The organism is Kitasatospora sp. MAP5-34 (genome assembly GCF_029894335.1).
Classification (GTDB): domain Bacteria; phylum Actinomycetota; class Actinomycetes; order Streptomycetales; family Streptomycetaceae; genus Kitasatospora.
The window spans coordinates 84,175-97,661 of record NZ_JARXZC010000030.1 but is presented as its reverse complement, the minus strand read 5'-3'; the positions used below and the strand labels follow the sequence as shown (position 1 = coordinate 97,661).

The 13,487-nt window shown below is 69.5% G+C and carries 10 protein-coding genes, 5 tRNA genes and 1 pseudogene; 12 read left to right on the top strand and 4 right to left on the bottom strand.

Translation table 11 applies throughout. The features are described 5' to 3' along the window. Window positions 1–70, bottom strand: a pseudogene (locus tag P3T29_RS23045) (roadblock/LC7 domain-containing protein); the annotation flags it as partial. Window positions 71–80: 10 nt separating this feature from the next. Next, complete coding sequence (locus tag P3T29_RS23040) at window positions 81–3,893, bottom strand: nitrate- and nitrite sensing domain-containing protein (protein WP_280718482.1); 3,813 nt, start codon at window positions 3,891–3,893, stop codon at window positions 81–83. Between the two features lie 554 nt (window positions 3,894–4,447). On the opposite strand from P3T29_RS23040, the gene P3T29_RS23035 reads away from it, so the two are divergent. The 8 genes from P3T29_RS23035 (at window position 4,448) to P3T29_RS23000 (ending at window position 7,932) form a co-directional block, all read left to right on the top strand. Beyond that, on the top strand, window positions 4,448–4,672 hold the full coding sequence (locus P3T29_RS23035) for a hypothetical protein (protein WP_280718481.1): 225 nt from the start codon (window positions 4,448–4,450) through the stop codon (window positions 4,670–4,672). A 178-nt stretch (window positions 4,673–4,850) separates the two neighbouring features. Then, window positions 4,851–5,651, top strand: coding sequence for a fumarylacetoacetate hydrolase family protein (locus P3T29_RS23030; protein WP_280718480.1), 801 nt, complete (start codon window positions 4,851–4,853; stop codon window positions 5,649–5,651). Beyond that, the gene (gltX, locus tag P3T29_RS23025) at window positions 5,644–7,155 is read left to right on the top strand and encodes a glutamate--tRNA ligase (protein WP_280718479.1); all 1,512 of its coding nucleotides are present in this window, start codon (window positions 5,644–5,646) and stop codon (window positions 7,153–7,155) included. The genes P3T29_RS23030 and gltX overlap by 8 nt, the downstream gene beginning before the upstream one ends. Before the next feature lie 199 nt (window positions 7,156–7,354). Next, window positions 7,355–7,426: transfer RNA gene (locus tag P3T29_RS23020), tRNA-Gln, on the top strand. A 68-nt stretch (window positions 7,427–7,494) separates the two neighbouring features. Beyond that, window positions 7,495–7,567, top strand: a tRNA-Glu gene (locus tag P3T29_RS23015). Window positions 7,568–7,589: 22 nt separating this feature from the next. Next, window positions 7,590–7,665, top strand: a tRNA-Glu gene (locus P3T29_RS23010). Window positions 7,666–7,735: 70 nt separating this feature from the next. Further along, a tRNA-Glu gene (locus P3T29_RS23005) sits at window positions 7,736–7,811 on the top strand. A gap of 46 nt (window positions 7,812–7,857) precedes the next feature. Further along, window positions 7,858–7,932: transfer RNA gene (locus tag P3T29_RS23000), tRNA-Gln, on the top strand. Window positions 7,933–8,095: 163 nt separating this feature from the next. On the opposite strand, the gene ndgR is transcribed toward P3T29_RS23000, so the two are convergent. Beyond that, a complete protein-coding gene (gene ndgR / locus P3T29_RS22995; RefSeq protein ID WP_104818425.1) occupies window positions 8,096–8,809 on the bottom strand; it encodes an IclR family transcriptional regulator NdgR in 714 nt (237 codons plus the stop codon). Window positions 8,810–9,057: 248 nt separating this feature from the next. Between ndgR and leuC the strand changes: the two genes are divergently transcribed. The 4 genes from leuC to P3T29_RS22975 all read left to right on the top strand — a co-directional run bounded on the left by leuC (window position 9,058) and on the right by P3T29_RS22975 (window position 12,436). Continuing rightward, complete coding sequence (gene leuC / locus P3T29_RS22990; protein ID WP_280718478.1) at window positions 9,058–10,479, top strand: 3-isopropylmalate dehydratase large subunit; 1,422 nt, start codon at window positions 9,058–9,060, stop codon at window positions 10,477–10,479. A gap of 6 nt (window positions 10,480–10,485) precedes the next feature. Then, window positions 10,486–11,082: a 3-isopropylmalate dehydratase small subunit gene (gene leuD / locus P3T29_RS22985; RefSeq protein ID WP_280718477.1), complete on the top strand. Its 597-nt coding sequence runs from the start codon at window positions 10,486–10,488 to the stop codon at window positions 11,080–11,082. Between the two features lie 339 nt (window positions 11,083–11,421). Then, entirely contained in the window at window positions 11,422–11,610 is a 189-nt protein-coding gene (locus P3T29_RS22980) for a hypothetical protein (protein WP_280718489.1), read from the top strand. Window positions 11,611–11,743: 133 nt separating this feature from the next. After that, window positions 11,744–12,436 (top strand): HU family DNA-binding protein, encoded by a 693-nt coding sequence (locus tag P3T29_RS22975; protein WP_280718476.1) that lies wholly within the window; start codon window positions 11,744–11,746, stop codon window positions 12,434–12,436. 162 nt (window positions 12,437–12,598) lie between these two features. On the opposite strand, the gene P3T29_RS22970 is transcribed toward P3T29_RS22975, so the two are convergent. After that, entirely contained in the window at window positions 12,599–13,393 is a 795-nt protein-coding gene (locus P3T29_RS22970; RefSeq protein WP_280718475.1) for a GntR family transcriptional regulator, read from the bottom strand. Window positions 13,394–13,487 lie beyond the last annotated feature (94 nt).

Below are 13,487 nucleotides of genomic sequence, written 5' to 3'. Positions count from 1 at the left end.
GCGACACCCCAGGGGTGTTGTCCACGAAATTGGTGATCAGCCAGTTCAGGTTCTGTGCGGCCTGGCTCATCTGACTCAACTCAACGCTCCTGGTGATCTGGGCCGGACGAGCCGTTGCCCCCGTTGTTCCGAGGGCTACCGAAGCCGTCGAAGCGCTGCTGGGCGCGGCCGTGCTGGTCGGGCTGAGCACCCTGGCCGGGCTGCCCCTGCTGCCCCTGCTGGAACTGCTGCCCCGGCTGGGGCCGCTGGAACTGCTGGGTCTGCTGCTGGTCGGACTGCGCCGACTGGGCCGCGTCCGCGCCCGCCTGGCGTCCCTGCTGGATGCCGCGACGCAGGTTGGTGAGCCGGCCACGGACCTCCTCGGGTGCCCGGGAGACCTGCGGACCGGTCAGCGGCGCCGCCTCGGCGGTGCCGGAGACCAGGTTGGCCTGCGGCGTACGCCGGGGAAGACCCGACATCGTGATGCCGCCGGTCGAGGGCTCGCGGACCTGCTCGGCCCGGCGCCAGCGCTCGTCGTTGGCGGACGGACGCCACGGCGCGTCGGACGCACCGTCAGGACGCGGCCGCTCCTGCGGCTGGTCCTGCTGGGGCGGCCGGCCGGCCTGCTGCTGACCCTGCTGCGGCATCTGTCGCTGACCCTGCTGACCCTGCTGGCCCTGCTGCGGAGCCGGGCGGCCCTGCGGCTGCTCGGCGAAGCCGGGAGCGCTGGTACCGGGACGGCGGGGCTGGTACGACCGGGCCTGCGCCTCGGCGGACTCGAACTGGCCGAACTGCCCGGCCTGCCCGGGTTCGGGCCGCTGGCCGGGACCGGTCGGCAGCGCCATCGGCTGCTGCTGGCCCTGGGGCTGCTGCGGCGCCTGCGGCGGCAGCTGCCGGATCGGGGCCTGTGGCTGCTGAACCTGGGGCTGCTGCGGCGCCGGGCTGGCGACGCTCGGCAGCACCGGCTCGACCAGTCCGAGACCCAGCGGGTCGCGGGGGTCGATCTCGCTCGCCTCGAAGCGCGGGCGGGCGAACTGCACGGTGCTCTCGACCGGCGCGGCCGGGAGCGGGGCCATCGATTGCTGCGGGGCCTGCGGCTGCCGGCCCTGCGGCTGCGGGGCGAGCTGGGCCTGCTGGTCCTGCGGCGCCGACGGGCGCTCCTGGGCGTACGGCGGGCGCTGGGCGGGCCCGTCCTGCGGCTGCGGCCGGACCGGGCGGCCCTGCGGCTGACCCTGACCCTGACCCGGTGCCTGACCCTGACCGGGGCCCTGCGGGGCCTGGCGGGGGCCGGGGCGACCGGCGGTGGGCTGACCGGCGGTGGGCTGGTCGACGCCCGGACGGGGACGTTCCTGCGCGGGGCGACGGCCACCGGCCGGGCCCTGCTGGTTCTGCTGCGGCTGCTGGCCCTGCTCCGGTGCGCGGCCACGGCGCGGCAGACCGCCACCGGGGCCCTGCTGCACGCCGGGCGCACCCGAGGCACCGGGCGTACGGCGCGGCGGGCGGCCGTTCGGCGGGGTCTCACGCAGTGCCTGGCCGACCTCGCGGGTCGGCAGACCACCGGTGGGGCTGCCGTTCGGAGCCTGAGCCGGAGCGCCGGGACGGCCACCCTGCTGAGGCTGACCACCGGGGCCGCCCTGCGGTCCCTGGCCGAGCTGCGGGCGGCCGGTGGGCGCACCCGCCGGGCCCTGCGGGAGCGCGCCTGCGGCGGCGCCCGGCTGCGGACGCATCGGCAGCGCCGTCTCGGCCATGCCCGCCCGGCCCTGCTGACGCGGGGTCGGACCGGCACCGCGCTGCTGCCTGGCCTGCGCCGGGCCTGCCGGGCGGCCGGCGGTACGCCGGTCGGCGGCGGTGGTGACGTCGAGCGGGAGCATGACGAGTGCGGTGGTGCCACCCGAGTCGCTGGGGCGGAGCTGGATCCGGATGCCGTGTCGCAGGGACAGGCGGCCGACCACGAACAGACCCATTCGGCGGGAGACGGAGACGTCCACGACCGGCGGGTTGGCGAGCCGCTCGTTGATGTCCGCGAGGTCGTCGGGGGAGAGGCCGATGCCGGTGTCGTGGATCTCGATCAGTACCCGGCCGTCCGGCAGCGCGTGGCCGGTGACCCGGACGCGGGTCTGCGGGCTGGAGAACGAGGTGGCGTTCTCGAGCAGCTCGGCGAGCAGGTGGACGAGGTCGTTGACGACGCGGCCCGCGACCTCGGCGGACGGTACGGCGGCGAGTTCGACGCGCTCGTACTGCTCCACCTCGGAGGCGGCGGCGCGGAGCACGTCGACCAGCGGGACGGGACGGGTCCAGCGGCGGCCCGGGTCCTCGCCCGCGAGGACGAGGAGGTTTTCGCCGTTACGGCGCATACGGGTCGCGAGGTGGTCCAGCTTGAAGAGGCTGGCCAGCTGGTCCGGGTCGGCCTCGCGGCTCTCCAGTTCGGAGATCAGCGACAGCTGGCGCTGGATGAGGCCCTGGCTGCGGCGCGAGAGGTTGGTGAACATCGCGTTGATGTTGCCTCGCAGCAGTGCCTGCTCGGCGGCCAGCGAGACCGCCTGCTTGTGCACCATGTCGAAGGCGTGCGCCACGTGGCCGATCTCGTCGGACGAGTCGATACCGACGGGTTCGACGGTGACGTCGACGTCGTGCGGGTCGCTCTCGGAGAGCGTCTTGACCAGCTCGGGCAGCCGCCGCTCGGCGACGTCCTCGGCGGCGGTCTGCAGCCGGGTCAGCGAGCGCACCATGCCACGGGCCACGATTGCCGCACCGGCGATGGCGACGATCAGCACCAGGGCGATCAGCGCGCCGTTGAGCAGGGTCTGGGTGTCGGCGTCCGACTGCAGCTGGCCGGCCTTGCCGTCCAGTGCCTCCAGGAGGGTGGACTCGATCTTCCGCTCGCCGTTGATCTTGGCGGAGGCGTCGTCGTACCAGCTCTTGTAGCTGCGGGGCTGGGCCTGCCGGATGCCGTTCAGGTTGAGGACGGTCTTGGAGTAGCGGTCCGCGTCCGAGATCACCTGGTTGTAGCTCAGCGGGGCGCGCAGCGCCTTGGCCTGGGCGTCGCCGTAGATCGCGGTGAAGTTGAGGAGCGCGTTGTCCTCGGACACCTGCAGCCGGATGCCGAAGGTCTCGTCGGAGGTGCTGAGGTCGGGCTGCCCCGGGCGGGCCAGCGCGGCGCTGATCAGCGCGCGCTGCTCGGAGGAGCTCTCCTTGGCCAGCGAGAACTGCTGCAGTGCGCGGGTGACCTTGACCAGCTCGGTGCTGTTGGACCCGATCGCGAGGTCCTGGCTGATGCCGAGCAGGTCCTTGATGATCACGTCGTAGTTCGTGATCGTGGCCTGGATGTTGTCGTCCTTGGTGTACGCGTTGCTGCGCGCGTCGGACAGCTGGTTGAGGTCCTTGCGGACCTGCAGCAGCAGCGCCTTGTCACCGGAGAGGTCGAGTTGGTCGAAGTTGTCGGCGCTGGCCGCGAAAGCCTTGCTCAGGTCGTCGGTGGTCTTGCGCGCGGCGCTGACGTCGTCGAGCTCGGAGCTCTGCGAGGTGAGCGGGCCCGCGCTGATGTCGCGCTCGGTCTGGAGGGCGTCCGCGAGCGCGGTGGCCTTCTTCGCGAGGTCGGAGAGCCCGGTCATCTGGGACAGCTGCTGGGAGTTCTGGATCGAGGCCTGGATGCGCAGTCCACCGAGGACCAGCGCGACGACCACGGGGAGCAGCAGCAGTGCGATCAGGCGGGTACGAATCCGCCAGTTGCGCATCGCGAAACGGCTCAGACCGGTGGCCCGGCGGCGGTTCAGTGTCCCGCGCAGGCGTGAGCGGCCGCTTCGCTTACCGGGCTGCTCAGCTCCTTCCACGGTGTCCTGTTCGGATTCGGCGCCGGCGCCGAATGTCTGCTCGCCGGGGCTCGTGATCGGCGTTGCCTGGTGGGGGCCTGCCACGGGCTCACGCGACTCCGGGTCACCCACGGCGCCGCTGCCCCTCTTGAAACGTCCCTGCACTGGCGTCGCAACCTCTGGACCGGGCGCCCCTACCCGCTGACGCGGATGGGACGGTGTCGAGTTTTTCCGTGGCATTCCAGCACAGCGTGGGAAGTCCAACAAGGGCCGTTACCCGTCGGTGTCCTGGGCTACCCAGCGCGTGCGCCACCTTACTGACTGTGCGGTAGCCCCGCTCAAATACGGCCCTTTTCGGACACTCGCCGGATACATGCCAAGTGGACCATGGGTCTGGAAGAGTCACAGACCTTCCCGAATGTCCGAGATAGGGCCTTTGTCGGAATTATCTGACACTGTGAAATGTCCGACATGTACGAAATCCAGGCTAATTTGTGAGCAAAATCACAGCTGAATGTATAGCCTTGGTCACGGCGACTGTGGAAAGAGATCCTTAACCTGGCTGATAACGAGCAGGGCCACCGTCAGCCTGCCCGGAAACACCCCCGAACACTCCCGTCGGCTCCCCCGAGTCGGCTCTGAACCCAAGGTGTGACGCAATGTCCCAGCCGGCGAACCAGGCCACGAAGTCGACGCTCGTCCCCCGCCCCACGGCGAACCCGCGCCGCACCACCCTGGCCTCGGTCGCGGACTTCAACGAGCTCCCGGGCGTCGGTGCCGCACGTGAGCCGCTGGAGTACTCGATCGACCTGCCGACCAACACGGCCAACCCGCGCCGCACCGTCCTGATGGTCGCCCCGGCCCCGCGCCTTCCCCGGGACTGACCGGGTACTCGGGGGAATCGCCGGTCGGTCCGAGCGGGACCGACTGAGCGGGACTGACTAAGTACGCCCCTCACCGGCCCCGCTCGAACCGGCACGCAGTGGCCCACGCGATAGCCTGGGTGGCGTTCGAGCAGGGCCCGGCGAGGCCGGAGCCCGACTGACCGAGAGGCTCCCAACCGTGCGAATTGCCAGGTTCTCCGTCCGGGAAGGAAGCCCTGCCGCAGGCAGCGTCTCCTTCGGTGTGGTCGAGGGTGATCCCTCCCAGCCCGACTCCCTGGTCGTCCACGCGCTGGCCGGGCACCCGATCGTCTCGATGCAGCTGACCGGCGAGAGTTACCGGATGCAGGACATCCGGCTGCTCTCCCCGATTCTGCCCAACAAGATCGTCGCGGTTGGCCGGAACTACGCGGCCCACGCCGCCGAGCTGGGCCACGAGGTCCCGGACGTCCCGCTCACGTTCTTCAAACCCTCCACCGCCGTGATCGGCCCCACCGAGGCCATCGCGTACCCCCCGTTCTCCTCGGACGTGCAGTTCGAGGGCGAACTGGCCGTGGTGATCGGCCGGATGGGCCGTGAGGTCCCGCTGGAGCGCGTCCCCGAGATCGTCTTCGGCTACACCTGTGCCAATGACGTGACCGCCCGCGACGTGCAGCAGCGCGAGGGTCAGTGGGCCCGCGCCAAGGGCTTCGACACCGCCTGCCCGCTCGGCCCGTGGATCGAGACCGAGCTGGACCCGAGCGATCTGGCGATCACCACCACCCTGAACGGCGAGCTCAAGCAGGCCGGCCGGACTTCTCTGATGGTCCGTTCGATCGCCGAGCTGATCGTCCACATCTCCGAAGCGATGACGCTGCTCCCGGGCGACGTCATCCTCACCGGCACCCCTGCGGGTGTCGGCCCCATGAACGTCGGCGACGAGGTCGCCGTCTCCATCGAAGGCATCGGCACTCTCACCAATAAGGTGATCAAGCGTGGCTAACACTCCTGCGGACCTGGACCCCACCGTCCGGGTCCGCTTCTGTCCCTCCCCGACCGGCAACCCGCACGTCGGCCTGGTCCGGACCGCCCTCTTCAACTGGGCCTTCGCCCGCCACCACGGCGGCAAGCTGGTCTTCCGGATCGAGGACACCGACGCGGCCCGCGACTCGGAGGACTCGTACAACCAGCTGCTCGACGCCATGCGCTGGCTCGGCTTCAACTGGGACGAGGGCCCCGAGGTCGGCGGCCCGTACGAGCCGTACCGGCAGTCGCAGCGGATGGACATCTACGCGGATGTCGCCCGGAAGCTGCACGAGGGCGGGTTCGCGTACCACTGCTACTGCAACACCGAGGAGCTGGACGCCCGCCGCGAGGCCGCCCGTGCGGCCGGCAAGCCCTCCGGCTACGACGGCCACTGCCGCGAGCTGACAGCCGACCAGGTCGCGGTCTACAAGCAGGAGCACCGCGAGCCCATCCTGCGGTTCCGGATGCCCGACCAGACCATCGTCTTCGACGACCTGGTCCGTGGGAAGCTCAGCTTCGAGCCGGAGAACGTGCCGGACTACGGCATCGTCCGGGCCAACGGCGCCCCGCTCTACACCCTGGTCAACCCGGTGGACGACGCCCTGATGGGCATCACCCACGTGCTGCGCGGCGAGGACCTGCTCTCCTCGACCCCGCGTCAGATCGCGCTCTACTCGGCGCTCGCCCAGGTCGGCGTCGGCACCGGCACCACCCCGCGCTTCGGCCACCTGCCGTACGTGATGGGCGAGGGCAACAAGAAGCTCTCCAAGCGCGACCCGCAGGCCAACCTCAACCTGTACCGCGAGCGCGGCTTCCTGCCCGAGGGCCTGCTCAACTACCTCGCGCTGCTCGGCTGGTCGCTCTCCGAGGACCAGGACCGGTTCTCGATGGACGAGCTGGTGGCCGCCTTCGACATCGCGAAGGTGAACGCCAACCCGGCCCGCTTCGACCTCAAGAAGTGCGAGTCGATCAACGCGGACCACCTGCGGCTGCTGGCTCCGGACGAGTTCGCCCGCCGCCTGGTGCCGTACCTGCAGGCCCCCGGCCTGCTGCCGGCCGAGCCGACCGCCGAGCAGCTCGACCTGCTCGCCAAGGTGGCGCCGCTCACCCAGGAGCGGATGGTCGTCCTGAGCGAGATCGTCACCATGGCCGGCTTCCTCTTCGTCGCCCCGGCCGACTTCACCGTCGACCCGGACGACGCGGCCAAGGTGTTGACCGCCGACGCCCGCCCGGTGCTGGAGGCCAGCATCAAGGCCCTGGAGGCGCTCGGGGACTTCACCCCGGAGCCGATCCAGGCAGCGCTGCGCGAGGCCCTGGTGGACGGCCTGGGCATCAAGCCCAAGTTCGCCTTCACCCCGCTGCGGGTCGCCGTGACCGGCCGCCGGGTCTCCCCGCCGCTCTTCGAGTCGATGGAGCTGCTGGGCCGAGCCGAGACGCTGCGTCGCCTGACGGCCGCTCTGGAGCTCGTACCGGCCTCCTGAGGCCCGCCCCGGACGGCTGCGTGACCAGCCACGCAGCCGTCCGGGGGCCTGCCTGCGGTTATCGATTTTGGAGCGGGGCCCGGCGTCGGGTAATGTTCTTTCTGCGCCGCCCGGAAGGGAACGGCGAGGGACCAGAAACCTCGTCAGCACCAACCAGTCGGAGCAGCACCGAGCAAGACCCGCAGGGGTTGAACTCTGGTGGGGTATGGTGTAATTGGCAGCACGAGTGATTCTGGTTCATTTAGTCTAGGTTCGAGTCCTGGTACCCCAGCGCAGTACAAGCAGTGCAAGCTGTGTAAGCAGTGCAGTATCAAGCAGTAGCCTGGTACAGCAGTACAAGCCCCCGTTGTGTAGCGGCCTAGCACGCTGCCCTCTCACGGCAGTAGCGCCGGTTCGAATCCGGTCGGGGGTACGCAACAACTGAAGAAGGTCAAGCCCCCGTTGTGTAGCGGCCTAGCACGCTGCCCTCTCACGGCAGTAGCGCCGGTTCGAATCCGGTCGGGGGTACCAGATCCTTACCACTGTCACCATCCGGATGATTCAAAACCCCGGAGGCGACGAAGTCGGGATCACCAAGTTTGCCCCCGTTGTGTAGCGGCCTAGCACGCTGCCCTCTCACGGCAGTAGCGCCGGTTCGAATCCGGTCGGGGGTACCAAGGCAGTAAGGCCGATGGGTTCAGCCCCATCGGCCCGATGCTTTGTTGGGGTATGGTGTAATTGGCAGCACGAGTGATTCTGGTTCATTTAGTCTAGGTTCGAGTCCTGGTACCCCAGCCAGTTGGTAAGCGAGAAGCCCCGCATATGCGGGGCTTTTTTGTATTTCCGGTAAGGGCGAGCAGAACAGGGGCGCGGGGCTCTGCTTGATTAACAGCGTGCGCGAGACGGAAGGCAGCAGCCCGCCGCCTCCCGTCTCGCGCAAGTTCCCCGCGCCCGTTTTCGGTTACCCGCGACGAAGAGCCTCCGTGAGGCGATTCGCGGCTTCGATGATGGCCTGCGCGTGCATCCGGCCCGGGTGGCGGGTCAGGCGCTCGATCGGGCCGGAGACCGAGACGGCGGCCACCACGCGGTTGGAAGGGCCGCGTACGGGCGCCGAGACGGACGCCACGCCCGGCTCCCGCTCGCCGATCGACTGGGCCCAGCCACGGCGTCGTACGCCGCTCAGGGCCGTCGCGGTGAAGCGGGCGCCCTGGAGGCCCCGGTGGAGCCGCTCGGGCTCCTCCCAGGCCAGCAGGACCTGTGCTGCGGAGCCGGCCTTCATCGGCAGGGTGCTGCCGACCGGGACGGTGTCCCGCAGGCCGGAGAGGCGCTCGGCGGCGGCGACGCAGATGCGCATCTCGCCCTGCCGGCGGTAGAGCTGTGCGCTCTCGCCGGTGACATCGCGCAGGTGGGTGAGGACCGGGCCCGCGGTGGCGAGCAGCCGGTCCTCGCCCGCTGCGGCGGAGAGCTCGGAGAGTCGGGGGCCGAGGATGAAACGGCCCTGCATGTCCCTGGTGACCAGGCGGTGGTGTTCGAGTGCGACGGCGAGTCGGTGGGCGGTGGGCCGCGCCAATCCGGTGGCGGCGACCAGCCCCGCCAACGTGGCGGGGCCCGACTCCAGTGCGCTCAGCACCAGAGCGGCCTTGTCGAGAACGCCGACGCCGCTTGAGTTGTCCATACCCCGATACTGCAGTCTCATTCCGCGAGACGCAAGTTCAATCTCGGAGGAAAAGCGCCACTCTGGATGCAGCAGCCCGGGAGACACCCAGGATCGGTCACCTCACCAGTGTCCACATCCTGATACCTCTTGACCGAAAGAGGGGATCCGGCGTGCAGGTCCACCTGAGCGGGCCCTACCAAGACCGTGACGGAAGCGACCTAGACCACACGAGAAGGCCGGCAGAGCGGCCGGCTGGAGGGAAAGCGATGGGACGGACACTCGCAGAGAAGGTCTGGGACGACCATGTCGTCCGGCACGCCGAGGGCGAGCCCGACCTGCTCTACATCGATCTGCACCTGCTGCACGAAGTCACCAGCCCCCAGGCCTTCGACGGGCTCCGGCTGGCCGGGCGCAAGGTCCGCAGGACCGATCTCACCATCGCGACCGAGGACCACAACACCCCGACCGTCGACATCGACAAGCCGATCGCCGACCCGGTCTCCCGGGTCCAGCTGGAGACCCTGCGCCGCAACGCCGCCGAGTTCGGCGTGCGCATCCACTCGTTGGGCGATGTCGAGCAGGGCGTCGTGCACGTGGTCGGCCCGCAGCTGGGGCTGACCCAGCCCGGTACCACCGTGGTCTGTGGCGACTCTCACACCTCCACCCACGGCGCCTTCGGCGCGCTGGCGTTCGGCATCGGCACCAGCCAGGTCGAGCACGTGCTGGCCACCCAGACGCTGCCGCTGGCCCCGTTCCGGACGATGGCGATCACGGTCGAGGGCGAACTGCCCGAGGGTGTCACCGCGAAGGACCTGATCCTGGCGATCATCACCAGGATCGGTACCGGCGGCGGCCAGGGCTATGTGCTGGAGTATCGCGGTTCGGCCATCCGCAGCCTCTCGATGGAGGCCCGGATGACCGTCTGCAACATGTCGATCGAGGCAGGCGCCCGGGCCGGCATGATCGCCCCGGACCGGACCACCTTCGACTACCTCCAGGGCCGTCCGCACGCCCCGAAGGGCGAGGACTGGGACGCCGCCGTCGCGTACTGGGAGACCCTGGTCACCGACGACGACGCGGTCTTCGACCACGAGATCTTCATCGACGCCACCGAGCTGACCCCGTTCGTCACCTGGGGCACCAACCCGGGCCAGGGTGCCCCGCTGGGCGCCTCCGTACCGGATCCGGCCTCCTTCGCCGACCCGTCGGAGCGCACCGCCGCCGAGAACGCGCTCAAGTACATGGGCCTGCAGGCCGGTACGCCGCTGCGCGAGGTCAAGGTCGACGCCGTCTTCGTCGGCTCCTGCACCAACGGCCGGATCGAGGACCTGCGGGCCGCCGCCGCCGTGGTCGAGGGCCGCCAGGTCGCGGACGGGGTGCGGATGCTGGTCGTCCCCGGCTCGGTCCGGGTCGCCCTGCAGGCGATCGAGGAGGGCCTCGACAAGGTGTTCACCGCCGCCGGCGCCGAATGGCGGCACGCGGGTTGCTCGATGTGCCTGGGCATGAACCCGGACCAGCTGGCCCCGGGCGAGCGCTGCGCCTCCACCTCGAACCGCAACTTCGAAGGCCGGCAGGGCAAGGGCGGCCGGACCCACCTGGTCTCGCCGCAGGTCGCCGCCGCGACCGCAGTTCTCGGCCACCTGGCCGCACCGTCCGACCTGTCGGCCGACATCAACGCGGAGGTCTGAGCGGTCATGGAGAAGTTCACCACGCACACCGGCCGGGCCGTTCCGCTGCGCCGCAGCAATGTCGACACCGACCAGATCATCCCGGCCCACTGGCTCAAGAAGGTCACCCGATCCGGTTTCGAGGACGGGTTGTTCGAGGCCTGGCGCAAGGACGAGTCGTTCATCCTCAACCAGCCCGAGCGCGCGGGCGCCACCGTCCTGTTGGCCGGCCCCGAATTCGGTACCGGTTCCTCCCGCGAGCACGCCGTCTGGGCGCTGCAGAACTACGGCTTCGCGGCGGTCATCTCCTCCCGTTTCGCCGACATCTTCCGTGGTAACTCGCTGAAGAACGGTCTGTTGACGGTGCTCCTGCCGCAGGAGACCGTCGAGCGGCTCTGGGCGCTGACCGAGGCCGACCCGACCGCCGAGATCACCGTGGACCTCGAGGCCCGCGAGGTCCGGGCCGACGGGATCGTGGCCGCATTCGAGCTGGACGACAACGTCCGCTGGCGGCTGCTGAATGGTCTGGACGACATCAGCATCACCCTGCGGAACGAGCCCGACATCGCGGCATTCGAGGCCACCCGGCCGACGTTCAAGCCTCGTACGCTGCCGGTCGCCTGAGTCCCTTCTTTCTGACGGTCCGCCGGATGGCCCGCCCCCTCGGGGGGGCGGGCCATCCGGCAGTTCCAGGCCCGAGTTCGACCTTGAGTTCGGGTCGCGGCGCACCCCGGATAGTCGTCCGTGATTTGCCGGAGACGGGGTCTGCGCAGCGCAACTCCGCACAGATGGCACAATCGTTGCATGCACCGGGACCTTGAACCTCCGTACGCGGGCCGCGAACCCGCGCCGACGGAGGGGACAGCCGGGCCAACCGAGAGTCGAATTGACGATCGGCCGGACGACGACACCTCACCTACCGAGGAGCCGGACGAGTCGGAAGTCGCGGCGCGTTACGCGCTCGTGGCAGAGCGGTTGAAGCAAGCTCATGCCCGCGTTCATGCGCTGAACGTGTCAGCGGAGGCAAAGACCGCTCTCACCCGTCAACTGCTGATCGTCACGGAGACCGCCAAGCGCGATCTACCGGAGGCGGCGCGGCGGTTGAGTTGCTTTGTGCGAGACCTCGACGAGGGGCATCCGCCCGTCCACTGAGGTCGCTGACGCGCAAATCCATTGCGACACTAGGGTGATTCACACGTTTGGTAATTGAAAGTCCGCAGATACATACCTAACGTGCGAAATGAACGGATGGAATCATCCGGCGCCCGTTTCCGAAGGGGAAGACGTGAACAAGGCTCAGCTTGTCGAAGCGGTGGCCGAGCAGCTGGGCGGTCGCAAGGCTGCCGCAGAGGCCGTCGACGCAGTGCTCGACACCATGGTGCGTGCCGTTGTGGCGGGTGACCGGGTGTCGGTCACCGGCTTCGGCACCTTCGAAAAGGTGGAGCGCTCCGCGCGCTTCGCCCGCAACCCGCAGACCGGCGAGAAGGTCAAGGTCAAGAAGACCTCGGTGCCTCGCTTCCGCCCCGGCCAGGGTTTCAAGGACCTGGTCAGCGGCAGCAAGAAGCTGCCGAAGGAGGGCCCCTCGGTGAAGAAGGCCCCCAAGGGCTCGCTCACCCCTGGTAAGAGCGGTACCACCGCTGCCGTCAAGCGCGCCGCCACCAAGCGGTCCGCCACCGCTGCCGCCGCCGCCCCGGCCGCCGCCAAGAAGACGGTCGCGAAGAAGACCACCGCCACCGCCGCGAAGAAGACCACGGCGGTCAAGAAGGCGACGGCGGTCAAGAAGACCGTGGCCGCCACTCCGGCGGTCAAGAAGGCCACCACCGCGAAGAAGGCGACGGCGGTCAAGAAGACCGTCGCCGCGACTCCGGCGGTCAAGAAGGCCGTCGCCGCGAAGAAGGCGACCGCGGTCAAGAAGACCGCTCCGGCGAAGAAGACGACCACGCGCAAGACCACCGCGCGCAAGTCCACCGCCAAGTAGGTTCGGCGGTTTCTTCAGTCGACGGCCGCGCTGCGGCCGTGAGCCGTGGCGGCTCGCACTCCGGGTGCTCCATCCTTTGGAAGACCCCCGGTGCGAGTCGCCACGGCTCTTTCGCGGCCGGGGGATTCACGGCCCGTCCGACCGGCCTGTCCGACCGGACCGTCAGACCGTCCCGTCCGACGGGTACGCCTGTCGCTCCGGGCGTTCGACCGGGAGCTCGTACCTGACCTTCCAGCGCGCATCGGGAATGACGATGTCGGCGGTCTCCACCGCGCGGCCGTCCACGTCGAAATAGGTCCGCTCGACCAGCGTCAGCAGATCGCCCGCCGAGATCCCGAGCACCAATGCCTGTTTCACGGTGGCCCGGGCCGGACGCGGGCTCTCCACGGCGGAGTCCACCTGGACGCCGATCGCGGCCATCCGCTCGACCACTCCCCGGCCTGCCAGCGGCCCGAGTTCGGGCATCAGCACCGGCGAGCCGAGGGTGATCGCCAACGGCTCCCAGCTGTTGGCGAGCTGGACCGGCTGGCTGTCGATCAGGAACTCGTACGTGGTGTGCACCACCAGCTCGCCCGGTTCGAGGCCGAGCCGGCCGGCGATCCTGGGCGACGCCTCGGTCCGGACGTTGCTGTGCGCCTCCCAGGTCCCGAGCGAGTCGTACTTGCCGAAGTCGGCGTGGAAGTGCGTGGAGCTGTGCAGCCCGAGATGGCGGGAGCGGAGCATCAGGCGGCGCGCGGTCGGCTTCCGGACGTACGTGCCCGAGCCTGCGCGACCCTCCAGCAGCCCTTCGGTGATCAGCAGCTGCTGTGCTCGCTGCAGCACGTTCGCGCCGACTCCGTAGGCCATGGCGAGCTGCTTACGGGAGGGCAGCCGCTCGCCCAGCTTCCAGTCGCCCTGGGCGATTCGGTTGCGCAGCTCGTCAGCGATCCGCAGGTACGGGTGCTCTTCTGAGCGCATCTGGCTCTCCCGGCGGCAGGCACGATCCCTGCCGATGCGACAGGGCGGGTGATTCAGCGTTGACAATCTAATGCATCAGGTGGAATCTAATTAC

Coding starts and splice junctions, on each gene's coding strand:
- P3T29_RS23035 (WP_280718481.1), top strand. CDS start 4,448: ATGTCCCAGCCGGCGAACCAGGCCACGAAGTCGACGCTCGTCCCCCGC.
- ndgR (WP_104818425.1), bottom strand. CDS start 8,809: ATGGACAACTCAAGCGGCGTCGGCGTTCTCGACAAGGCCGCTCTGGTG.
- leuC (WP_280718478.1), top strand. CDS start 9,058: ATGGGACGGACACTCGCAGAGAAGGTCTGGGACGACCATGTCGTCCGG.
- leuD (WP_280718477.1), top strand. CDS start 10,486: ATGGAGAAGTTCACCACGCACACCGGCCGGGCCGTTCCGCTGCGCCGC.
- P3T29_RS22970 (WP_280718475.1), bottom strand. CDS start 13,393: ATGCGCTCAGAAGAGCACCCGTACCTGCGGATCGCTGACGAGCTGCGC.